A 23,219-nucleotide genomic window follows, 5' to 3' on the forward strand; every position below is an offset into this window, starting at 1 on the left:
CGCCTCACTCATCAGCCATTGACCTGGAGGCCCGCGATGATCAACAAAGCCTTGCGCATCCTGATCGCCGACCAACAGCATTTTCACCGGATGAGAACCGAGCGGTTGTTCAACCAGCTCGGTTATTACCGAGTGGCGCCGGTGCAAAGTCTTGCCGACATGCTGAATCTGGTCGAGTACGGATGCGAGCCGTTCGACCTGGTGGTCATCAATGCCTCACTGGCGGGTGGGGCATTGGATTTGTCCGGGTTCTTCCGCGATAACCGCCAGGTTCACCACGCCTGGATCTACGACGACCACGCGGCGCTGCCGGATTTAGCCGCCATTCGACGGCTGATGGAGCTCATCGATCCGCCTGCGTGTGAAGCTGCATCGCCACTGGATCAGGAGCGGAGTCGACAACGGATGGGTTGAGTTCAGGGTTACCGTTCGTCGGTACTATCATTTCTGATAGGTACATTTCTCCTGCTTTCCGTGCAAAAGTCATTGCGCAGCCGCTGCGTCTATCCCGGCGGTTACCGGCGGGCAATCGTTGAGTTTTTGCAAAGGAATTGCCATGAAGAAAGCGCTGATTGTGGACGATCATCCGGTGATACGCGCCGCAGTCAGACTTGTACTTGAGCGGGAAGGTTTCAAACTCATTTATGAGGCGTCCAGTGTTGGTGAGGCCTTGTCGATACTTCGTGAGCATGCAGTCGATCTGGTGATATTGGATCTGGTTATGCCCGGTGGCGATGGGCTGGAGCTGCTGGACCGGATCAGGGCCAATGGTTGGCTATGTCTGGTACTGGTTTTCACCTCCCTGGATCCGCTGTTTTTTCAAGAGCGTTGCATGCGCGCCGGAGCCATGGCGTACGTCGCCAAGACCAACGACTTGAATCAGTTGCAAAAAGCCGCGCACGCCGTCATGTCCGGTTACACCTATTTCGCGCGTTTGCCTGCGGGATCGCAGGACCCCCGGCAACGCAGCGAAAAAGAGATGATCGACAAACTCTCCAACCGCGAACTGACGATCCTGCGCTATTTGGCCCAAGGCATGAGTAACAAAGCCATCGCCGAGCTTATGCACCTGAGTCACAAGACCGTCAGCACCTACAAGACCCGCTTGATCGAAAAACTGGGCGTGAACGCTGCGGTACACCTGCGCGATTTCGCCAAGCGCAATCATCTGATCTGAATGAACCCGACCGTGCGCATCTTCCTGTGGGCATTGATGCTGTGCCTTGCAACGCGGGTTGCCCCGGTGCTGGCCGACGAGCCACAGCGCTTGCATCTGCTGGGGCGCTCAACAGTGGAGGGCTTCCAGGTCAAGCTGGATGAAAGGGACTGGCAATGGCTACGCGATCAACGGGTCCTGCGCCTGGGGGTGACGGGGCCCGACTACCCGCCATTCGAGGTGACACGCCACCGCGATGAGCTGGAAGGCATCACGGCCGATTACGCCGAACTGCTGGGGCAACTGCTGCACGTCAGGATTGACGTGCTGCGTTATGCCACACGTGAAACCGCCATGGACGCCCTCAAACGCCATGAGCTGGATCTGCTCGGAACATCGAACAACCTCGAGGCGGCTGATCCTGCGCTGACCAGGTCCCGAGCCTACGCCGAAGATCAGCCGATGCTGGTCACCCGAGTGGACGAGCGAATGCCCGTCGACCTTGCCGGCAAATGTATTGCCATGGTTGAAGACTATTTACAGGCGCAGGCTGTTGAAGATTTTTATCCCGACGCACACTTGCAGCGTTACCCCTCGACCCTCGACGCGCTCGGGGCCGTGGCGTTTGGTCAGTGCGATGTGTATCTGGGCGACTTCATCAGCGCCAATTACCTGATCAACAACAACTACCTCAATAACGTTCAGCTGGCGGGGCCTTCCGGTCTGGATGCCAATCCGTTCGGCTTCGCCCTGGCTGTGGACAACCCGCGTCTCAAAGGCATCGTCGACAAGGCGCTGGCGGCGATTCCCATGGAGCAGCGCTTGGCCATCGAGGTGCGCTGGAGTGCCGGCAGGGCCAGTACGGCGGGTCAACAGCAGGTGCGTTTGAGTGCCAGCGAGCAGCGCTGGCTGGACCGGCATCCGAAAGTCATTGTCGGTGCGATCGATAACTTTTTCCCGCTGACATTCTATGATGCCCAAGGCCAGCTGAACGGGTTGACGGCACAGTTGCTGACGTTGATCAGCCAGCGCAGCGGTTTGACCTTTGAGGTGCAACGCGGCCACTCGCTGGACCGGCAAATCGAGCAACTCCAGAACGGCGAGATCGACCTGCTGCCGGTAGTCACGCCCAGTACCGAGCGTGAAGACACGTTGCTATTTACCCGATCCTACCTCAGTAATCCCTTCGTGCTGGTCAGTGCAACGACGGCGGGCAGCCCCCGGACGCTGGACGATCTGGCCGGTAAACGCCTGGCGATTTATCGTGGTCATCCGTTGTTCGGATTCATCCAGACTTGGGTGCCGCAGGTGCGCCTGGTCGAGGTGCAAAGCCCGGCCGAGGGCATGGAATGGGTGATCAAGGGACAGGCTGACGCAACGGTCAGTTCATTGATCGTCGCCCGTTACCTGATCGCCCGGCAGTATCGCGATCGTCTGCGTGTCAGCAGCACCGTGGGCGATCAGCCCGCCCGCATCGCCCTGGCCACCGCCCGCGGCGCGCTGGAGTTGCACTCGATTCTGAACAAGGCATTGCTGAGTATTTCGCCGAAGGAAATGGACGATCTGGTGGCGCGTTGGAGCCATGATGTGGTGGTGGATGACAGCTATTGGCTGCGTCATCGCCAAGGCATTCTTCAGGCCTTTGCAGCGGCGGGCGCCATGCTGTTGCTCGCCCTGGGCTGGATCGCCTGGCAGCGCCGGCAGATCCGCCAGCGCCAGCAATGGTTGCGGCAATTGCAGGACGCCAAAGACATGGCGGACGATGCCAATCGTGCCAAAACCACCTTTCTGGCGATCATGAGTCATGAGATCCGCACACCGATAAACGCGCTGATCGGCATGCTCGAACTGGCCCTGAAACGTGCGGATGAGGGCGTCACCGACCGTAGCGCCATTGAGGTGGCGTTTAGTGCCGGCCAACAATTGCTGGCACTGATCGGCGACATTCTGGATATCGCGCGTATCGAGTCCGGGCATTTATCCCTGACACCTGAGCGCGCCAATCTGCGGGCGCTGGTGGAATCGGTGTGTCGGGTTTTCGAAGGCCTTGCACGACAGAAAGAGCTGGCGTGGCGAATTGATCTGGACGAACACAGTGACTGTGATGTGTTGATCGATTCCACACGCTTCAAACAGGTGCTGTCCAATCTGCTGGGTAACGCCATCAAGTTCACCCATGAGGGGGAGGTAAGCCTGACGCTACGGGTGGCGGCCGTTGCGTCGGGACGTCTGGCGGTCAGCGTGCGCATTGAAGACACCGGTATCGGTATCAGTACCGTCGATCGGCAACGGTTGTTCAGCCCGTTTACCCAAGCCGATAACGGCCGGCAGTCAGCTCAAAGCGGTTCTGGTCTGGGGTTGGTGATCAGCCGCACGCTGTGCGAAATGATGGGCGGCCGGTTGCAACTCGACAGCGTCCTTGGACAAGGCACGCGGGTCGACATCCACCTTGATCTGATTGCATTGCAACCGTTGTCTTCCAGTGTGGAGACACAGGGCGGGCTGCAGGCGCCGATGCAGCCACTGACGATTCTGGTGGTCGACGATCACCCGGCCAATCGATTGTTGCTTTCACGGCAATTGAGCCACTTGGGGCATCGTGTACTGGAGGCCGAAGAGGGCGCGCAGGGACTTGAGTTGTGGCGTGAGCATGAGTTCGATCTGGTCGTCACCGACTGCAGTATGCCGAGGCTCAGCGGTTATGAACTGGCCGGTGCCATACGCGATGAAGAGCGCGCCCTGGGATTGCCGAGGACGCTGATTCTGGGGTTTACCGCCAATGCGCAGCCCGAGGAGAAGCTCCGCTGTCTGGAGGCGGGCATGGACGACTGCCTGTTCAAACCCATTCTGCTGGCGGATTTGAACGCTTGGCTGGCGTCTTGGTTGGTGAACCAGGCGCCAGAACCTATCGCAGAACCCTCAACGCCGGAGATGGACCTCAGTGGCCTGGAGCAATACGTCGGCGCGGACCGCACGTTGATTGATCGCCTGGTACGCGAACTGATGGTGACCAACCGGGCGGATCGGGATGATCTGCTCCATGCGCACACCAGTGGCAATCACCGTGTGCTGCGCGACCTGGCGCACCGCATCAAGGGTAGTGCGCGTATGGTCCGGGCGCAGCGCTTGATCGAGCATTGCGAGCAACTGGAGCGTGTTATCGATGTGGGGGATTCGGCGCTGCTCGACAAAGCTGTCGATCGATTGCAGCGCGCGATGTCATCGCTGGATGAGCGCTTGAACCAAGGCTGAAGCTCAATCCCACTGCGGCGCAATGCCGTTGGGACTGGTCAGCCGCTGGCCACGATCCAGGCCCGCGATCAGCGCCATGTCGGCGGCGCTCAGGGTCAGGGCGCAGGCGTGCAGATTGCTTTGCAAGTTGGCGCGTTTGGTGGAAGAGGGGATCACCGCGTACCCCAGTTGCATGGCCCAGGCCAGCGTAACCTGGGCGGGGGTTGCCTGAAGACGATCGGCGATCTGCTGGATGACCGGATCTTTCAGCACTTCGCCGTAGGCCAGGGTCATGTAAGAGGTGATCTGGATGCCTTGGCTTTGCGCGAATTCGACGACCTTGCGGTTTTGCAGGTACGGGTGCAGCTCGATCTGGTTGGTGGCAATGTTCTCGGCGCCGACCGCAGCGATGGCTTGCTTCATCAGGTCGACGGTGAAGTTCGACACGCCAATCCGGCGGGTCAGGCCCAGTCGTTTGGCTTCGAGCAGCGCGCCCATGAATTCTTCGACCGGCACCTGATCCTCCGGCGACGGCCAGTGGATCAGCGTCAGGTCCAGATAGTCGGTTTGCAGCTTATCCAGGCTCTCTTTGAGGCTGTCGATCAACCGGTCCTTGGCAAAATTGGCGACCCAGATTTTGCTGGTGATGAACAACTCTTCACGGGCAATGCCGCTGGCAGCGATAGCCTGGCCGACTTCGGCCTCGTTTTCGTAGATTTGCGCGGTGTCGATGACCCGGTAACCCAGCTCAAGACCGGTGCTTACCGAATCGATGACCACTTGGCCTTGCAGGCGAAACGTACCAAGACCGAATGCGGGAATAGACATCAATGACTCCAGGGTTTGCAGTTGGAATGGGCGGGAGTATCCCCGGCTGGACCCTTGAGAAAAACCGCTGGTTTGGCAAAGCACTGTTTACCGCAAGTCATGAATGGGTGGGGGGCAGTTGCATTGATGGTGTCTGGTCTGGCGCCATCGCGACGCGGTCCAGCCCTAAGCCATATCGCTATGACTGAATTCCTCACCGAGAAAGTCGATCAAGGTGCGCACCGACGGCAGCAGTCCGCGGCGTGAAGGGAAGATCGCATGCACGATCCCGCACTTGGGTGTCCAGCCCGGCACCAGTTCCACCAGGCGACCGGCAGCAATGTCATCACGCACCACCACTTTGGGCAGGTGGGCGATGCCGATCCCGGCGAGCACCGCGTGACGCAAGGCCAGCAAGTCATCGGTGACCATTCGCGGGGTATGCCGAATCAGCGCGCTGGCGCCGTCGGCGCCAAACAATTCCCACTGATATTCACGCTGCGCGCTACCCCAGTGCACGCTCGGCAAACCGCTGAGATCTGCCGGCGTGGCCGGTGACGACAGACGTTGCGCGAATGCCGGGCTGCCCACCAGGCATTGGGTGCTGTTGCCCAGCACCTTCATCACCATGTCGGTGTTTTCCAGCGGTGGAAAGCGTACTCGCAGGGCGATGTCGATCCCCTCGTGGATCAGATCGACTCGGCGGTTGGTGCTTTCGATGAACAACTCCACCAACGGGTATTTGAGCATATAGCGAGTCAGCATCGGCCCGACCCAGGTGTTCAGCAGCGCGGTAGGGCAACTGATGCGCACCACGCCTTGGGGTTCGGAACGGTTGCGTTCGATCAGTTCGGCGGCGCTTTCGGCTTCCACCCGCATGGCCAGGCAGCGCTGGTAATAAGCCTGGCCGATTTCGGTCAGCGAGCAATGCCGACTGCTGCGGTGCAGCAGGCGCACGCCCAGGCGCTCTTCAAGCTCGGCGATGCGCCGGCTGAGCTTGGATTTGGGCATGTCCAGCGCGCGCCCGGCCGGGGCGAAACCGCGGTGTTCCACCACTTGAGTGAAGTAGTAGAGGGTGTTGAGGTCTTCCACCATCGTTCTCCAAATAGAACGCTAAGGCTGATTTTTGCAGTCTACCGCACAAATTGTCGTGGTTTTAAGCTTTGTCCATCGCGTCACACAACAGATTCGGAGGCAAAGATGAAAAACATCATCGGCATCTACACCAGCCCGCGACCTCACTGGGTCGGCGACGGTTTTCCGGTTCGCACGCTGTTTTCCTACGACAACCTGGGCAAACACATCAGCCCGTTCCTGCTGCTGGATCACGCCGGTCCCGCCGATTTCACCCCGACCACCGAGCGTCGTGGCGTGGGTCAGCATCCGCACCGCGGGTTTGAAACCGTGACGATCGTCTACAAGGGTGAGCTGGAACACCGTGACTCCACCGGCAGCGGCGGCAAGATCGGCCCTGGCGATGTGCAATGGATGACCGCGGCTTCGGGGATTGTTCATGAAGAGTTTCACTCCGAAGGTTTCGCCAAAACCGGTGGCACCCTGGAAATGGTGCAGCTGTGGGTCAACTTGCCGGCCAGGGACAAGATGGCCGAGCCCGGCTACCAGACGATTCTCGACGGCGACATTGCGCGCCTCCCGCTGAAAAACAACGCCGGCAGCCTGCGCTTGATCGCCGGTGAGTTCGACGGCCACAAAGGCCCGGCGCGAACTTTCACGCCGATCGACGTGTGGGATATGCGCTTGAACGGCGGCAAGTTGCTGACCCTGGATCTGCATGAAGGGCGCAACACGGCACTGGTGGTGCTGCGCGGCACGGTTCAGGTCAATCAAAAGGAACTGGTGCGAGAAGGGCAGTTGGCATTGTTCGAGCGCAACGGTGATCAGCTCAGCCTGGAAGCCAACAACGATGCAGTCGTGCTGCTGCTCAGCGGCGAGCCGATCGACGAACCCATCGTCGGCCACGGCCCGTTTGTAATGAACAGCGAGCAGGAGATTCACCAGGCCTTCGCCGACTTCCAGTCCGGCCGGTTCGGCCGGATGAGCGATTGAATTCAATGCAGTAGTGCTGTGGTGCGTCGGGCTTGGCTGACTACGCCTGCCTGGCGCGTTTAAACGAACAATCAGAGTCACTTACGCCGGCCCGTTCGGCATCAATTAAAAGCGAGGATTACCCCATGACTACTTCCTACAAACGTCTCGACAAGGATAACGCCGCCGTTCTGCTGGTCGATCACCAGGCGGGCCTGCTTTCTCTGGTGCGTGACATCGACCCGGATCGCTTCAAGAACAACGTACTGGCCCTGGCCGACCTGGCCAAGTACTTCAAGCTGCCGACGATTCTGACCACCAGTTTCGAAACCGGCCCCAACGGCCCGCTGATGCCGGAACTCAAGGCGCTGTTCCCGGACGCGCCGTACATCGCTCGCCCTGGCCAGATCAACGCCTGGGACAACGAAGACTTCGTCAAGGCGATCAAGGCCACCGGCAAGAAACAGTTGATCATTGCCGGGGTGGTGACCGAAGTCTGCGTGGCATTCCCGGCACTGTCGGCCCTGGCCGAAGGCTTTGAAGTGTTCGTGGTGACCGACGCTTCCGGCACGTTCAACGAACTGACCCGTCAATCGGCGTGGGATCGCATGTCGTCCTCGGGTGCCCAGCTGATGACCTGGTTCGGCCTGGCCTGTGAACTGCATCGCGACTGGCGCAACGATGTGGAAGGTCTGGCGACTCTGTTCTCCAACCACATCCCGGACTACCGCAACCTGATGACCAGCTACAACACCCTGACCAACGCCAAGTAAACCCTGGCAGCACATACACACATAACCTGTGGGAGCGGGCAAGTCGGATCGCCGCACCGCCGCTCCCACAGTGTTTTGTGTTGTTCTGAAGACATCAAATCCTCCTACACTGTGCCCATCCGTACTATTGCTGGAGTTACTTGATGCTGTCACTGCTCACCGATCATCCGTTGCTGTGCGCGCTGGTCCTGATCCTGATCGATCTGGTGTTGTGGCGCTTGATTACGGCCAGTGGCAGTAACTGGAAACTGGCTGTGCGGCTGGTGATTTTCTCGCTGTTCAGCGTGCTGCTGTTCAATGAAGGTTTGAACCCCATGGCGCCAGCGCCGTGGGCCGACAATGTGCCATTGCACCTGGCGGCAACCGGTTTGCAGATCGGCTGGTGGTTGTATGCGGCGCGCACCCTGACGGTATTGATCGGCACGCTGATGATGCAACGGGTCGGGCACACCGGGCGCTTGTTGCAGGACCTGCTCGGTGCGGTGATTTTCCTGATCGCGGTCATCGCCGCCCTGGCTTACGTGTTGGAGTTGCCGGTCAAGGGCGTACTGGCGACGTCCGGTGCCTTGGCGATCATCGTCGGCCTGGCCCTGCAAAGCACCCTCAGCGACGTGTTCTCCGGGATCGTCTTGAACACCACCAAACCCTATCAACTGGATGACTGGATCTCTATCGATGGCACCGAAGGCCGGGTCACCGACATTGACTGGCGCGCCACGCGCCTGCAAACCGCCCAAGGCAGCATGGCGGTGATTCCCAACTCCCTGGCGGCCAAGGCCAAGATCATCAACTTCAGCCGCCCCAGCGATATTTTCGGCGTCTCGATCAGCTTGCAAGTGAGCCCCCACGCTCGTCCGCAAACGGTGATCGATGCGCTGGATCGGGCCATGCAGGGCTGCCGCTTTCTGCTGAACAAACCGGCACCGTGCGTGGCGTTGAAAAGCTCCGACAGCACCGGTGTGGAGTATGAAATCAGCGGCTTCGTGGTCTCCATGGAGCAGAAACGCATGGTACGTAATCAGCTGTTCGATCTGGCGTTCCGGCACTTGCAGGCGTCCGGTGTCAGCCTGTTGTCGAGCGTTGAACCCAGTGGGCCGGCTGCCTTGTCGCGGTCGCGGGCGCTGTTGGATAGCTCGACCATCTTCTCGACCCTGCGTCAGGAAGAGAAAGAAACCTTCAGCCAGAATATGACGCTGCAAACCTTCCGCGCCGGGGAGATGATCCTGCCGGCAGGGGAGGTCAGCGATCACCTGTTCATTATCGAGTCTGGCGTGGTGTCAGTGGCCCTGAGCCGTGGCGGCACCCAGTTCGAAGCCGGGCGTATGGGGCCGGGGGAGGTGATTGGCGAGGCCGGGATTCTTTCCGATGAATCGGCGCTCGCCGACTTTACGGCCAAGACCTTTTGCACGCTTTATCGCATCGAGAAGGAATACCTCAAGCCGTGCCTGGATGCGCGTCATGACATCAATGAGGCGATGAAGTCCTTGCTGGATTTCCGTATGCACACGGCTCAGACGTTGATGCAGGAGGTTCCGAAGGTGGCGCCGAAGAAGGGGTTTTTGCAGTGGTTGCGCAGCCGTAGCCACTGATAGGTTGATTGCCTGTGCCGACGCCTTCGCGACCCTGCTCCTGCTCGCGAAGGCGTCGGCGCTGTCACCGTCACTGAAAACCTTCTGGTCTATTGGCATCCTCAACTTCCCAATAATTGGCTATTTGTTCAACCTGAGGTCCGCATTAACGTAGCGCCAACACCCACTGTGATTGGAGCTCACCATGCAAACTCGTATCGATTTCTACACCGCCTCCCCGGACGCCCTCAAGGCCATGATGGCCCTGGAAACCGCTGTCTCGAAGCTGCCCTTGGAAAAGTCACTGATCGAGCTGGTCAAGCTGCGCGCGTCGCAGATCAACGGCTGCGCCTTCTGCATCGACATGCACACTGCCGATGCCATCAAGGACGGGGAAACGCCACGTCGACTGTTCGCCGTGACCGCCTGGCGCGAGGCACCGTTTTTCACCCATCGCGAGCGCGCCGCACTGGCCTGGACCGAGTCCTTGACCCAACTGAGCCTGACCCATGCGCCGGACGAAGACTATGCACTGCTCAGCGCCGAGTTCAGCCCCAAGGAAATGATCGACCTGACCGTGGCGATTTCCACCATCAACAGCTGGAACCGCCTGGCCGTGGGTTTCCGCAAGATGCCTCAGGAGTAACAAGCAGGCTCAATGAGCATCGGCACTCGGCGCGGCCGGTGGTTGCACCTTGCGCATCAGGGGCACCATCGCCGTGGCGAGAATGAAGCAGACCATGATCATCAGGAACGCGTCGCCGTAGGTTTGCGTCTGCGCTTCGCGGTAGGTCAGCAGCCATAGCTGATGCAGGCTGGCGGTGACGCCGATGTCACCGCTCTGGCCGAGGGCGGCGAAGTTATGGCCGACCTGTAACAGCCACTGATTGAGGGCTTCGTTGGTGCTGTTGAGGTTCTCCGCCAACCGGGTGAAGTGCAGGTTGGTGCGGTCATTGAGAATCGTCGCGCACGCGGCGATGCCCATCGCGCCGCCAAGGTTACGCATCAGGTTGAATAACCCCGAAGCATGTTTAAGCCGCGCTGGCGCCAGTCCTCCCAGGGTCAGGGTCACCGCCGGCGGCACCGCCAGTTGTTGCGCGATTCCGCGCAAGGCTTGCGGCAGCATCAATTCTCTAGCCCCCCAGTCATGGGTGATCGGGCTGAAATCCCACATCGACAGGGCGAACAGCCCAAGGCCGGTCATCATGATCCAGCGCAGGTCGATGCGATTGGCCAGAAAGGCGTACAGCGGAATCGCCATAATCTGGAACACCCCGGTGGAAAAAACCGCCAGGCCAATGTCCAGCGCGCTGTAGCCACGCACTCGGCCGAGAAACAGCGGCGTCAGGTAAATCGTCGCGAACAGGCCGATCCCGGTGACGAACGAAAAGAAACAGCCGAGGGCGAAGTTGCGGTCCTTCAAGGCGCGCAGATCGACGATCGGGTTGGCCACGTGCAAGGTTCGACCGATGAAGGCCAATCCGGCCAGGCCGCTGATCCACGCGGTGGTCAGAATCGTGCTGTCGCTGAACCAGTTCCAGCGCGGGCCTTCTTCGAGGGTGTATTCCAGGCAGCCGAGAAACACCGCCAGCAACAGCATGCTCAGGTAATCGGCGCCCTTGAGCAACGACAATTCCGGCTGGTCGATTTTCACCAGCATCGGCACTGCCACCGCGACGAAAATCCCCGGTACCAGGTTGATGTAGAACAGCCAGTGCCAGGACGAAATGTCAGTGATCCAGCCACCGATCACCGGCCCCAGCGTCGGTGCCAGTGAGGCCACGGCGCCGATGGTCGCGGCGGCGATCACCCGTTGCTTGCCGGTGAAGAAAAAGAACGCGGTGGTGAACACCAGAGGAATCATCGAGCCACCGAGAAACCCTTGCAGGGCGCGGAAGGCGATCATGCTCTGGATGTTCCAGGCCACGCCGCAGAGCAGGCTGGCCAGGGTGAAACCAATTGCCGAGGCGCAGAACAGCCAACGGGTTGAGAACACCCGGGACAACCAGCCTGACAGCGGAATCACGATGATTTCGGCGATCAGGTAACTGGTCTGCACCCAGGCGGTTTCGTCGGTGCCGGCCGAGAGCCCGCCGCCGATGTCACGCAGCGACGCCGAGACGATCTGGATATCCAGCAACGCAATGAACATGCCGATACACATCGTGGCGAAGGCGAACACCTTGGTCGCCGTCGCCATGTTGGCGGCGTTGAACGGTTGCGCGGGGGCGGCGAGGGCGCGGCTCATGGTGCGCTGGCCACGGCCGGGGTTTGAGCTTCAGGCTCGGCGCGGGTGTCCACTTCGGCGGTCACCGACAAGCCGGGGCGCAGGTGACCGAGTACGCCATCCGCCGGGTCGAGCAGGATCCGCACCGGCACCCGTTGGACAATTTTGGTGAAGTTACCGGTGGCGTTTTCCGGTGGGAGCACGCTGAACTGCGAACCGCTGGCCGGCGCCAGGCTGTCCAGGTGACCGTGGAATTCATGACCTTTGAGCACGTCGGCATGAACGATCACACGCTGGCCTGGGGTCATCCGCGACAGTTGGTCTTCCTTGAAATTGGCATCGACCCATAACCCGTTGGACGGCACCACCGACAACAGTTGCGAACCGGCCTGGGCGTAAGCGCCAACCCGCGCCCGACGATTGCCGATCACGCCGTCGACGGGGGCTTTCAACTCGGTGTAGCCGACGTTCAACTGCGCTATTTCACGCTCGGCCCGCGCCTGTATCAACGCAGCGCGGGCTTGCTGCTTCTGGGTTTCGATCACGTTCAACTGGCGTTGCGCGGCCAGCAATTCGGCCTGGGCCCGGGCACTCTGCGCTTGGGCAGTCTTGAAGGTAGCGTCGGCCCGTTGCGCGCTTTCCACCGAGACGGCATTGCTGCCCACCAGGCGTTTGTAGCGGGCGTTATCGTCGCGCGAGCGCGCGGTTTCGGCGCCCGCGGCATCAATGCCGGCGCGGGCCTGGCCGATCACTGCGTGCTGCAGTTGTTCGGTGGCGTCGAGATTGGCGAGCAGCGCTTCTTCAGCGGCCACCGCGCCTTCGGCCTTGGCCAGGCTGGCGCGATAGTCGCGGGCATCGAGCCGGATCAATACATCGCCGGCCTTGACCTTCTGGTTGTCGGTCACCAGCACTTCTTCAATATAGCCTGCGACTTTCGGGCCGATCACCGTGACATCACCGCCGATGTAGGCATCGTCGGTTTCTTCAATGAAACGTCCGGCGGTCCACCAATGGGTCGCGTACAGCCCAATGAACACCACGGCCGCGATGGTCGCCGTCAGCAGCATCAGCCGTTTGAGCAGGGGAGGCTTGGGTGGGGTCACCGTGACAGCAAGGTCGGGTTCAAGGCTGGGCATGCTGGTCATGGACAAATACCTGTGAGAAACAGTGCTTTATTACTGATGTAATATGATGCAGGTAATATTGTGTTGCAATAGGTTTCTGCAGCCAGTCGTCGCTTATCTAAGCCACGCGCCAGGGGTGATGCCGGTCATGTCCTTGAAGAACGCAATGAACGCGCTGTCGCTGGCAAACCCTAGTTCAAATGCGCTGTAACTGAGGTTGCGTCCGGTTGCGAGTAATTCCATGGCGCGCATCAACCGCCACTGTTGGCGCCATTGCTGATAGCTCACGCCGGTTTCGCGCTGGAAAATTCGACTGATCGTGCGGCCGCTGGCACCGATCTGTCTTTCCAGAACCTGGAGCTCCGGCGGCAGTTGCTCTGGTGTTGCGAGCAGTGGCGCCAGACGCTTGTCCCGAGGCAGAGGCAAGAGCATCGGTTGTTGTGCGGCATCGCGTATTTCGCTCCGGCACAGACCCAACAGGTGGACAAACTTGCCCTGCTGCCAATCGGTGTCGAAGTCGGCCCTGGCGATCGGTTCCAGCACCGCTCGCAGCAGCGGGCTGACTTCAATGACGCAAACCTGTGGCGGTAGTTCGGCGCATAACTCGGGTTTCAGGTAAATGGATCGATAGTCCACGCTCTGTTTCATCACTGCGCAGTGAATGATGCCCGGCGGAATCCATGCCGCGCGGGACGGCGGCAATAGGCACAATTGCTGCGTCAGCGTGATGCGCATGCAGCCCTGACGCGTGAACAACAACTGCCCGCGCGCGTGTCGATGAAGCCCGGAATCGTGATCGCCCAGGGTCGCAGCGATACCGATAACCGGTGCCGGGAAGGTGTCGGGGTCGAATGGTGCATCGGCATCGAGCCAGGCCATGGTTGTCCGATTTCAACGATTAATTGTCAGGATTTGGATAATACGTCAGCCACGGCTTCTTAAACTCCTCGGCAGTTTTTTCTTGAGGAGTGAAGTCGTGATGAATTCCAGAAATCTGCTGGTGCTGGCTATTGCCTTGCTGATGTTTGCGCAAATCGCCCAAACCCTTTACAGCCCGGCGTTGGCGGATATCGCTCAGGTGTTTGCCGTTAGCCCCCAAGCGGCGGCGCAAACGCTGTCGGTGTATTTTGTGGCCTTTGCATTCGGCGTAGTAGTGTGGGGTCGGGTGTGCGACCGTATTGGCCGTCGCCCCTCGATGCTCGCCGGCCTGATGTTGTACGTCGGCGTGACGGTGATGGCGCTGAGTGTCAGCACCTTCAGCGCGCTGCTGGTGGCTCAGGTGCTGGCTGCGTTTGGCGCGGCGGTCGGCTCGGTGGTGACGCAAACCCTGCTGCGCGACCGCTTCAAGGGCGCGGAACTGGCGCAGGTGTTTTCGGTGATGGGTATCGCCCTTGCCGCGAGTCCGGCGATCGGCTTATTCAGCGGTGCGAGCCTGGTGCAAGCTTTTGGATATCGCGGCGTGCAGGGCTGTCTGTTGCTACTGTCCCTTGGATTGTTGCTGTGGTGCTGGCGCACGTTACCGGAAACCCGACCACAGCACCTGACCACGGCCAACCTGTTCGAGACACTGTGGCAGATGCTGCAAGACCGCGATATCTGGCGTTCGACGCTATTGGTGGCGTTATTCAATGTTGCCTTGTTCAGCTACTACAGCCTCGGCCCCTTCATATTCGAGCGACTGGGCTTGAGTGCACAGCTGTTTGGTTACAGCGGTGTGATCCTGGCCTTGGGCTCCGGTCTTGGCGCCTGGCTCAACAAGCGCTTGCTCCATCGAGGGGTGAGTGGTCCGCGGCTGATCCGGTTTGCGGCGTTGTTGGCATTGCTGGGTGGTTTCGGCGTATGGCTGATGCAGGACAGTGGTCTGTTCGTGCTGGCGATGTTGCTGGTGGTACTGGCGTTCGGTATGGCAATCCCGAATATCCTCGGCTCGGCCTTGGCGAATTACGGCGATCGACTGGGCACTGCTGGCGCACTGTTCGGTTTGTTGTACTACCTGTTGATCGGCGGTGGGCTGATGTTGGCAGCCTGGAGTCAGGCGTTGGGTGAAACCTTGATGTTGTGCGGTGCGCTGGCCTTGCTATTGGCGGGGACTCATTCGCGGGCAAGCCTCGCTCCTACGGATTGAGTCGTTCGCATTGTCGGCGAACGACGCAAATCTGTAGGAGCGAGGCTTGCCCGCGAAGCTTTTAAACCTTCAACACCTTCCCGCCAATGGCCACAGCCACCAGCAACACCGCCATCAACCCAAAGGCAAAACTCAAATTGCTGCCATGGGCGATAAAACCGATCACCGCCGGCCCGGCGAGAATCCCGGCATAACCCAACGTGGTAATGGCCGGCACGGCAATGCTTTCGGGCATGACGGTCTGTTTGCCGACGGCGGTGTACAGCACCGGCACAATGTTCGAACAGCCAGCCCCCAGCAGCGCATAACCCACCAGCGCCGCTTCCCATGCCGGTGCGAATGTCGCCAACGCCAGGCCCGACGCGGCCATCAAGCCACCGAACACAATCACTCGCGTATAACCAAGACGCCGAACAATCCTGTCGCCGGTCAAGCGCCCGAGCGTCATGGTCAGCGCAAACGCCGCATAACCCAGGCCTGCATACGCCGTGTCGATGCCGCGCTCCTGCGCCAGGAACACCGCGCTCCAGTCGAGCGCCGCGCCTTCGGCCAGGAACACGATGAAGCACATCCCGCCGATAAACAGCACGATGCCGTGGGGCACGGCAAATGCCGGGCCGGAGCTTTCACTGCCGTAAGGCAACAGGTGCGGCGCGGCTTTAAACAATGCCAGCACCAGCACCACGATCACCACGCACATCGCACCCAGCGGCGAAAAACCCAAACCGAGCAGGGCGCTGACACCCGCCGCGCCGATGATCCCGCCGAGGCTGAACAGCCCATGAAACCCCGACATCATGGTCTTGCCGCTGGCCCGTTCGACGATCACCGCTTGCAGATTCACCGTCGAATCCACCGTGCCCAGGCCCGCGCCGAACATGAACAACACTGCGATCAACGCCGGAATCGAAGACACCGTCGCCAATAGCGGCAGTGCCGCGCAGATCAACAAGGTGCCGCCGCTCAACACCCGGCGGCAGCCGAAACGCGTCGCCAGAATCCCGGCCATCGGCATCGACAGAATCGAGCCCACCCCCAGGCACAACAGCAACAGCCCGAGGGTGCCTTCATCCAGCCCGGCCCGCGCCTTGGCGTAAGGCACCAGCGGCGCCCAGGCCGCGATGCCGAAACCGGCGATGAAAAAGGCGATGCGCGTGGACATCTGTTCCAGGCGTCCGGGGACGAAGGCGGCTTGGGTGTTGAGGCTGGTCATATTGATCCTTGGCAAAAAACGTCGCGTCCCCAAAGGACAGTGAACAACCGCAAAGGGGTTCTATCACCACGTTCGGGAGGGGCAGCAGTCAGGGTGACATCCTTGCACAGCCAGCCGTTGTTTCGCGATATTGTCGACGCATCAATTGTTCATACAGGGGGCGCCATGACGCGGATGTACGATGCTCGAGGCAATATCTACGCGGTCGTGGCGCCTGACGCCCTGCGCGGTATCGGTATCGACCTGCCTGAACAGGCCAGCCAGGCGGCGCAAACCCGTGAGGCCTGGGCCTTGTCGGCCATTGAGGCGTTCTGTAGCTGGCCTCCCGGCACACAACCGTCCGGCAGCAAGGCGCATCGTTGCGATGGTCTGCTGGTGGGGCCGTTTCAATCGTCGCCGCCTTTTGACCTGTTGATCGTCAACACCGACGGTTCCCTGGCCGAACGCAGTGGCAATGGTCTGACGATTTTTTCCCAGGCCCTGAGTGAACAAGGGCTGATGCCGAGGGAGGAGGCTTGCCTGCTCAGGGTTCATCACGACAAGAGCGATGCGCTCTCGCCAGTGGCGACTCCGGTGAAATCCGCCGAGATTGATGGCGTGCAAGGGTTCTGGCTGGACTTGGGAAAACCCTCGTTCGGGCCGCAAGCAGTGGCCGCGCAAGGGGTTGAACCGGTGATGTTGAATGGTCGTGAAGTCAGTCATGTGCGGCCGTTGTCTGCGCTCGACCCTGCCTGGCACCGCAGTCAGTTCGTGCGTATCGGTAATCCCCATTGCGTGACGTTGGTGACAGGCGCCGATGCATTGCCCAGTAATGAGCAAATGCGTGAACCGGGGTTGTCTGGCGGATTGACCCGCATTGCCTATGCCATGCCGACCGGAGCAGGGCAGCCGTGTGCGGCAGGGCTGAACCTGCAGTGGGCGATGCTTGAGTCCGAGGGGCGAATCGTTGCGCGGGTGTTCGAGCGTGGCGAAGGGCCGACCGCGTCGTCGGGCACCAGCGCCAGTGCGGTGGCGTGCGCGGCGTGGCGAGTGGGTTGGGTGACGGCCGGGGAAGTGCAAGTGCTCATGCCCGGCGGCACGGCGCCGATTCTGCTGGAGGAAGTGAAGGGCGAATTGAGTCGGGTCAGGTTGTTTGGGACGGCGCGGTTGATGGAGTGAATTCAAGATCGCCATCGCGGGCAAGCCCGCTCCCACAGGTTCAGCGTGATCCCTGTGGGAGCGGGCTTGCCCGCGATGACGTCCGCACTGTCAGCGAAAATTTAAAACCGATCCGCCCATTCCACCACCGGCATCTGCCGCTTCATCAACACCTTGCCCTCGCGAATCGAATACAGCGGCAGCCCCTGACTACGGATCACCTCGTAATCGCTGTCCGCCGACAGAATCAGCAGATTCGCCGGCCGCCCCGGTTCCAGCCCATACCGATCTCCCAACGCCATGGCCTTGGCACTGTTGTCCGTGACCAGGTCCAGCGCACTCTGCAAATTGCGATAACCGAGCATGTGGCAGATGTGCAAACCGGCCTCGAGCACCCGCAGGATGTTGCCATTGCCCAACGGATACCACGGGTCGACGATCGAGTCCTGACCGAAACACACGTTCATCCCCGCTTCGAGCAACTCATTCACCCGGGTCACGCCACGGCGTTTCGGGAAGTTGTCGAAGCGGCCTTGCAGGTGAATGCTTTCGGTGGGGCAGGAAACAAAGCTGATTCCCGAATGCCCGAGCAGGCGAAACAGTTTCGCGCAGTAAGCATTGTCGTAGGAGCCCATCGCCGTGGTGTGGCTGGCGGTGACGCGCGAACCCATGTCGCGGCTGCGCGCTTCTTCGGCCAGCACTTCAAGGAAGCGCGAGTGCGGGTCGTCGGTTTCGTCGCAATGCACGTCCACCAGGCAGCCAGTGCGTTCAGCCAGGTCCATCAGGAACTTCACCGAGCTCACGCCTTGATCCCGGGTGTATTCGAAATGCGGAATGCCGCCGACCACATCGGCACCCAGGCGGATCGCTTCTTCCATCAACTCGCGCCCGTTGCGGTACGACTCGATGCCTTCCTGGGGGAACGCGACGATTTGCAGGTCGATCAGGTGGCGGCTTTCCTCGCGGACTTCGAGCATCGCCTTGAGCGCGGTCAGCTCCGGGTCGGTGACATCGACGTGGGTGCGCACGTGCTGAATGCCGTGGGCGGCGAGGGTCTGGATGGTTTTTTTGGCGCGGGTCTTGGTGTCTTCCTGAGTGATGGTGGCCTTGCGTTCGCCCCAGCACTCAATGCCTTCGAACAGCGTGCCGCTCATGTTCCAGCGCGGTTCGCCGGCAGTCAGGGTGGCGTCGAGGTGAATGTGTGGTTCGACGAAGGGCGGCACCACCAGATTACCGTCGGCGTCCAGGTCATCCGGCCCCAGTGACGGGGCTTCGGTTTGCCGGGCGATGCTGTGAATCAGGCCGTTTTCCAGGTGCAACTCATGCAGGCCTTCTTGGTTGCGCAGGCGGGCGTTGATGATGTGCATCAGGCGAGTCCTTTTAGAGATCTTGTAATGGTGCGTTGGCGGTTCGAGCGCCGAGTACGCCGGTCAATAGCACATACGTTAGCGCGGCTGCGGCAATCCCTACCAGTGGCGCGACCCACGGGGAGCTGAATGCCGCGACGGTGCCGACGGCATAAGCGCTCAGGCCAGGCCAGTTGAACGCCGGCAACCGAACATCGGCCAAGCGTGGATATTGACCGCGATAGCGGAAGAAAAAGTCGGCCATGATCACCCCGCCAATCGGTGGAATCACCGTGCCCAGCAGAATCAGGTAAGGCACCAGCATGTCATACATGCCCAGCAGCGCCAGCAGGGTGCCGATCACCGCGCCGGCCAGGGTCACGGTTTTGCGCCGGCCGGTGCGCAGCAGGTTGCAGCCGGCGACGGCGAAGTTGTAGATGGTGTTGTCCTGAGTGCTCCAGATATTGAGCAGCAACATCGCCATCGCGGCCATGGCGAAGCCTTGCAGCAACAGCACTTCGACCACGTCCGGTTGCTGGTAGACGATGGCGCCATAGGCACCGATCAACACCATCAAGCCATTACCGATGAAAAAGCCGATCAGGCTCGCCAGCACCGCGACCCGCGCCGAACGGGAGAAGCGTGTCCAGTTGGTCGCCTGAGTCGCGCCACTGACGAAGGTGCCGAATACCAGGGTAATCGCGGTCGACCAGTCCAGTGTTGCCGTCGGCACCACCGCGAGCAAACCGTCGAGCCCGCCGACCTTCACCGTCGCGACCCACATCGACAGCATCAGCAGCAACATCATGGCGGGTACGGCGATGTACGACAGAATCTCCAGCCCGCGATAGCCGATGTACGCCGTGGCGCAAAAGCCCAGGCCGAACAGCACCATCAGCCCCAGAACGGTGCCATCGCTCAGTTGGAAATATTTGCCGAGGACCACGGCGGCGGTCGCGGTGCCCCAGGCGTACCAGCCAATCTGGGTGAAGCCGAGGATCAGGTCGCTGAGCTTGCTGCCCACTTCGCCGAAGCAGAAACGGCCCATCAGTGCCGAGTTGAGGCCGCTTTTGAAGGCGATGTAGCCAAGCCCGGCGGCGTAAATCCCCAGCAGCAGATTGCCGATGATGATCACCGTCAGCATCTCGCTGAAACTGAACGCCACCCCCAGCTTGCCGCCGGCAAACATGGTCGCCGTGAAGAAGGTAAAACCCAGCAGCACCATGGCCGTGGAGGCAAGCCCCTTGCGGGCATGCATCGGGACTTCGCTTAAGGGGTAATCGTTGCCCGGATCGTTCTGCGTCATGTGGCATTCCCTGCTGGATGGAGGACGCGAGGGTGTTGCAGTGCTCGTGCCAATGGCGCGAGGGTGTTGTTATTTATAGCCGAGCAGGCGGATTTGGCCTGAAGAGGGGCACGAAAGCAGTGCGGCTGTGGTTCAAATTGGGACGCAGCAATCAGGTAGTCACAAAGTCCTGTGGCGAGGGGGCTTGCCCCCGTTTGAGTGCGTAGCGCTCACAAGATCTTTGGTATATCAGAGATTTTGGGGCCGCTTCGAGACCCAACGGGGCGATGCGGCGTTCCGACAAGCCCCCTCGCCACAGGGTCTCCGTCGATCAGGCGTTCTGTGCCAACGGCAGAAACCGCAATATCGCCGTCATGATCGCCTCCGGTGCATCCTCCTGCACCAGGTGGCCGGCATTGGCGATGGGGTGAAACTGCGACCCGGCAATCATCTGATGCAACGCCCGCCCGCGCTCAATGGGAATCCACTGATCGTCTTCTCCCCAAAGAATCTGCACCGGGCAGCGAACCGTCGGGTACAGCGTTTCGACCTCGCGGGTATAACGCTCATCCATCTGCGCGATCTGCCGATAGAACGCCGTTTGCCCCGAATCACCCAGCCAGGGCTGCACGTAAGGCGCCAGCTCCTGATCGGAAATCTCGCGCTTGATCGCGCCACGAATATAGGTCGGCACAATCGCCCGTTGAATGTAATCAGGCAGCCCGCTGAACGCCGCTTCATGCTGACGCACATGCTGCACGAACGGCGAGCCCCAGGGCGACAGCGCCACCGGGTCGATCAGTGTCAGGCTGCGGTAATCCTTGCCATTGAGCAGGTGTGCACGCAACGCCGTGGCACCGCCGAAATCGTGGGCCACCACGTCTGGTCGTTCCAGGCCCCAGTGCTCCAGCAATTGCGCCAACAGTTGGTTTTGCACGCCCAGCGACACATCGCCGTCCGGCTGTGCGGATTGCCCGTAACCCAGCAAATCGAAGTAGTACACCCGGTGCGTGGTGATGAAGTGCGGGGCAATCCGGCGCCACACATAAGAGGAGAAGGGCGTGCCATGCACAAACACTAGCGGCGGGCCGTCACCCCGTACGGCGTAGCGGACGGAGTGCCCGTTGAAACGATAGGTTTGAGCCAGCGGCCAGTCAGTCATGGGGGTGTCCTTTTGGCGTGTGCGAGGCCAAAAGCATAGGCATAAAAAAACAGCCATTGAAGGCTGTTTTTCATATCACTGACGAAACGCATTCTCCCTGTGGGAGCTGGCTTGTGAGGGAGCGGGCTTGCCCCGGGCGGCGATCCGACGATGCAGACGGCCCGGTTTAACGTCGAACCGAGTTGATGCCATCGCAGGCAAGCCAGCTCCCACAGGGATTTCTGTTGTGCCTGGGATTGGTTTACTCGCCGCGATAGATGCAACCGCTGGTGCAGGTCTCGTGGATGCGGATTGCGCTGAGTTCCGGCAACAACGGCTTCAACTCATTCCAGATCCACTTGGCCAGCACTTCGCTGGTCGGGTTTTCCAGGCCGGGAATGTCGTTCAGGTAGTTGTGGTCCAGGCGCTCGTAGAGCGGCTTGAAGATCTCTTTGATTTCCGAGAAATCGCGGATCCAGCCGGTGTGCGGATCAAGGTCGCCACTCAGGTGAATCGCCACTTTGAACGAGTGACCGTGCAGGCGGCCGCACTTGTGGCCGTCCGGTACGTGGGGCAGGCGATGGGCGGATTCGAAGGTAAACTCTTTGAATATTTCCACAGGGATGTTCAGCTCTTTCAGGTGGCGATCGCCGCGGCGATATGGGCAGGTGGCGAGTTTACCAGAGCTCCGGGCAAAACACTGACTAAAGGGTCAGCAAGCGCTCGCCGAGGCGACCGTTGGCGGTCAGTTCGAGGAACTCATCGCCCAGGCGACGGCTTTCATCCATCGTCGTGCGCCAGTACTTCTGCCGGCTCGGGGCATCCCCCATGAAGCGCTTGAAGTCGTTGCGGTCCGGCAGTTTGCCGTAGGGCAGGCGTGCCAGGTATTCCTTCGACGGGGCCAGCAGCAGAACATCCTGCAAGCGCTCAGGGCAGGCGCGGCGCCATGGCAGCGTCTTGTCGAACCAGCCGGGGATCACCCTGTCGGTGAAGTGCGGATACAGCACGATGTCGTTGCCGCTGTAGGGCAGGTCAAGGTGATAGTCCAGCAGACCGCCATCGCGGAACGTCCCCGCGCCAGCCCCCGGCAAGTCGCGCACGCCTTGCATGACCATCGGGATCGAGCCCGAAGCGAGCAGGGCCTGGCGCAGGTTGCCGGCATCCAGTGAGATGAAGCGCGACGGGAAGTCATTCAGCGCGTTGACCGGTGGTGCCAGGCGCGGGTCGTGGATGATCAGCCGCTCAAAATGCCGTGACAGCCGCGCACGACCACGCAGGTTGTCGGCGATCACCGACGACAGGCCCAGCCCCAGTCGGCCACGATGATCGTCTGCCAACAGACCGTGGCTTTTGACCACCATGATGTTCAGGCGGTAGTGGGTGTTATCCAGAATCGAGGCATCGCGGCCGTCGAGCAAGTCATCGAGCATGCGCCGGGAGCTCTGGCTGATCTGCGCCATGGTCACGCCCTTGGCGAAGTTCTGCCCGGTGTACAGATGGCCGAGGCGGCGGAGGCCTTCGGCGGCATCCGGCAGGCAGGCGCTGGCGAACCGCCAGGAACCCACCGAGGCGCCGATCAGCGAACGCTCCCGGGGCGCCGCCGGCAGCCATTCGCCAAACAGCGCCAGGTCCAGACCCTGAATCCCCAGCGCTTTCGGGCCACCGGCGGCACCCGGCAACGTGCCCACATCGGCGGCGCTCAAGCCGTTGGCACGGATGCGCGCCAGAGCACGCGGGCCGGCCTTGAGGGTCAGGGAAGGGAACTTGATGTGGATAGCAGTCATACCGGTCTCGATGGCTGGCGAGCGGGGATTATAAGTGAGTTCTGTAGGTACACGAATCCAATGTGGGAGCGAGCCTGCTCGCGATAGCGGACTGACTGTCACGCAGATAGTGAATGTGCCACCGTCATCGCGAGCAGGCTCGCTCCCACAGGTTTTGCGTTTGTCTGCGATGGCGCATGAGATCGTCAATGATGGCAATTCAGTTTCAGTTAAGTTCGAATCGCTAAGGTCGCTCCGTAGGCAACACATAAGAAAA

Annotated in this window: 20 protein-coding genes; 9 read left to right on the forward strand and 11 right to left on the reverse strand. The window is 60.7% G+C overall.

All coding sequences use genetic code 11. The annotated features are described in order from the left end of the window. Nucleotides 1-36 precede the first annotated feature (36 nt). The 3 genes from J3D54_RS18405 to J3D54_RS18415 all read left to right on the forward strand — a co-directional run bounded on the left by J3D54_RS18405 (nt 37) and on the right by J3D54_RS18415 (nt 4,408). Nucleotides 37-414: a response regulator gene (locus J3D54_RS18405; protein ID WP_253421109.1), complete on the forward strand. Its 378-nt coding sequence runs from the start codon at nt 37-39 to the stop codon at nt 412-414. Nucleotides 415-556: 142 nt separating this feature from the next. Then, nucleotides 557-1,177: a response regulator transcription factor gene (locus tag J3D54_RS18410; RefSeq protein WP_253421111.1), complete on the forward strand. Its 621-nt coding sequence runs from the start codon at nt 557-559 to the stop codon at nt 1,175-1,177. Then, nucleotides 1,178-4,408: a transporter substrate-binding domain-containing protein gene (locus tag J3D54_RS18415; protein ID WP_253421113.1), complete on the forward strand. Its 3,231-nt coding sequence runs from the start codon at nt 1,178-1,180 to the stop codon at nt 4,406-4,408. Nucleotides 4,409-4,411: 3 nt separating this feature from the next. On the opposite strand, the gene dkgB is transcribed toward J3D54_RS18415, so the two are convergent. Then, entirely contained in the window at nt 4,412-5,215 is an 804-nt protein-coding gene (gene dkgB / locus J3D54_RS18420) for a 2,5-didehydrogluconate reductase DkgB (RefSeq protein ID WP_253421115.1), read from the reverse strand. A gap of 165 nt (nt 5,216-5,380) precedes the next feature. Next, nucleotides 5,381-6,289: a LysR substrate-binding domain-containing protein gene (locus J3D54_RS18425; RefSeq protein ID WP_253421117.1), complete on the reverse strand. Its 909-nt coding sequence runs from the start codon at nt 6,287-6,289 to the stop codon at nt 5,381-5,383. 105 nt (nt 6,290-6,394) lie between these two features. Here J3D54_RS18425 and J3D54_RS18430 point away from each other — a divergent pair, with 105 nt between their 5' ends. From J3D54_RS18430 to J3D54_RS18445, 4 genes are all read left to right on the forward strand, one after another. Beyond that, nucleotides 6,395-7,261, forward strand: coding sequence for a pirin family protein (locus J3D54_RS18430; RefSeq protein ID WP_253421119.1), 867 nt, complete (start codon nt 6,395-6,397; stop codon nt 7,259-7,261). Nucleotides 7,262-7,386: 125 nt separating this feature from the next. Beyond that, the gene (ycaC, locus tag J3D54_RS18435; protein ID WP_253421121.1) at nt 7,387-8,013 is read left to right on the forward strand and encodes an isochorismate family cysteine hydrolase YcaC; all 627 of its coding nucleotides are present in this window, start codon (nt 7,387-7,389) and stop codon (nt 8,011-8,013) included. A gap of 143 nt (nt 8,014-8,156) precedes the next feature. Continuing rightward, a complete protein-coding gene (locus J3D54_RS18440) occupies nt 8,157-9,602 on the forward strand; it encodes a mechanosensitive ion channel family protein (protein WP_253421123.1) in 1,446 nt (481 codons plus the stop codon). 184 nt (nt 9,603-9,786) lie between these two features. Next, nucleotides 9,787-10,227: a carboxymuconolactone decarboxylase family protein gene (locus J3D54_RS18445; protein WP_253421125.1), complete on the forward strand. Its 441-nt coding sequence runs from the start codon at nt 9,787-9,789 to the stop codon at nt 10,225-10,227. A gap of 9 nt (nt 10,228-10,236) precedes the next feature. Here the strand turns inward: J3D54_RS18445 and J3D54_RS18450 are convergent, their stop codons facing one another. From J3D54_RS18450 to J3D54_RS18460, 3 genes are all read right to left on the reverse strand, one after another. Further along, entirely contained in the window at nt 10,237-11,829 is a 1,593-nt protein-coding gene (locus J3D54_RS18450) for a DHA2 family efflux MFS transporter permease subunit (protein ID WP_253421127.1), read from the reverse strand. Next, on the reverse strand, nt 11,826-12,953 hold the full coding sequence (locus tag J3D54_RS18455) for an HlyD family secretion protein (RefSeq protein ID WP_253421129.1): 1,128 nt from the start codon (nt 12,951-12,953) through the stop codon (nt 11,826-11,828). The genes J3D54_RS18450 and J3D54_RS18455 overlap by 4 nt, the downstream gene beginning before the upstream one ends. Before the next feature lie 93 nt (nt 12,954-13,046). Next, the gene (locus J3D54_RS18460) at nt 13,047-13,811 is read right to left on the reverse strand and encodes a helix-turn-helix transcriptional regulator (protein ID WP_253421132.1); all 765 of its coding nucleotides are present in this window, start codon (nt 13,809-13,811) and stop codon (nt 13,047-13,049) included. A gap of 100 nt (nt 13,812-13,911) precedes the next feature. On the opposite strand from J3D54_RS18460, the gene J3D54_RS18465 reads away from it, so the two are divergent. Continuing rightward, nucleotides 13,912-15,057 (forward strand): MFS transporter, encoded by a 1,146-nt coding sequence (locus J3D54_RS18465; protein WP_253421133.1) that lies wholly within the window; start codon nt 13,912-13,914, stop codon nt 15,055-15,057. 61 nt (nt 15,058-15,118) lie between these two features. Here the strand turns inward: J3D54_RS18465 and J3D54_RS18470 are convergent, their stop codons facing one another. Continuing rightward, nucleotides 15,119-16,270: an MFS transporter gene (locus J3D54_RS18470; protein WP_253421135.1), complete on the reverse strand. Its 1,152-nt coding sequence runs from the start codon at nt 16,268-16,270 to the stop codon at nt 15,119-15,121. Between the two features lie 165 nt (nt 16,271-16,435). Here J3D54_RS18470 and J3D54_RS18475 point away from each other — a divergent pair, with 165 nt between their 5' ends. After that, a complete protein-coding gene (locus J3D54_RS18475) occupies nt 16,436-17,428 on the forward strand; it encodes a diaminopimelate epimerase (protein WP_253421137.1) in 993 nt (330 codons plus the stop codon). 101 nt (nt 17,429-17,529) lie between these two features. Here the strand turns inward: J3D54_RS18475 and codA are convergent, their stop codons facing one another. From codA to J3D54_RS18500, 5 genes are all read right to left on the reverse strand, one after another. Next, nucleotides 17,530-18,774, reverse strand: a complete 1,245-nt coding sequence (gene codA / locus J3D54_RS18480; protein WP_253421139.1) for a cytosine deaminase — start codon at nt 18,772-18,774, stop codon at nt 17,530-17,532. Between the two features lie 13 nt (nt 18,775-18,787). Beyond that, nucleotides 18,788-20,059 (reverse strand): cytosine permease, encoded by a 1,272-nt coding sequence (gene codB, locus J3D54_RS18485; RefSeq protein WP_253421143.1) that lies wholly within the window; start codon nt 20,057-20,059, stop codon nt 18,788-18,790. Between the two features lie 310 nt (nt 20,060-20,369). After that, the gene (locus tag J3D54_RS18490; RefSeq protein ID WP_253421147.1) at nt 20,370-21,200 is read right to left on the reverse strand and encodes an alpha/beta fold hydrolase; all 831 of its coding nucleotides are present in this window, start codon (nt 21,198-21,200) and stop codon (nt 20,370-20,372) included. Between the two features lie 241 nt (nt 21,201-21,441). Further along, nucleotides 21,442-21,798 (reverse strand): 6-carboxytetrahydropterin synthase QueD, encoded by a 357-nt coding sequence (queD, locus tag J3D54_RS18495; RefSeq protein WP_007933061.1) that lies wholly within the window; start codon nt 21,796-21,798, stop codon nt 21,442-21,444. 85 nt (nt 21,799-21,883) lie between these two features. Next, nucleotides 21,884-22,963: a patatin-like phospholipase family protein gene (locus J3D54_RS18500; RefSeq protein ID WP_253421149.1), complete on the reverse strand. Its 1,080-nt coding sequence runs from the start codon at nt 22,961-22,963 to the stop codon at nt 21,884-21,886. Nucleotides 22,964-23,219: the final 256 nt, after the last annotated feature.

The organism is Pseudomonas sp. GGS8 (assembly GCF_024168645.1).
Lineage (GTDB): Bacteria > Pseudomonadota > Gammaproteobacteria > Pseudomonadales > Pseudomonadaceae > Aquipseudomonas.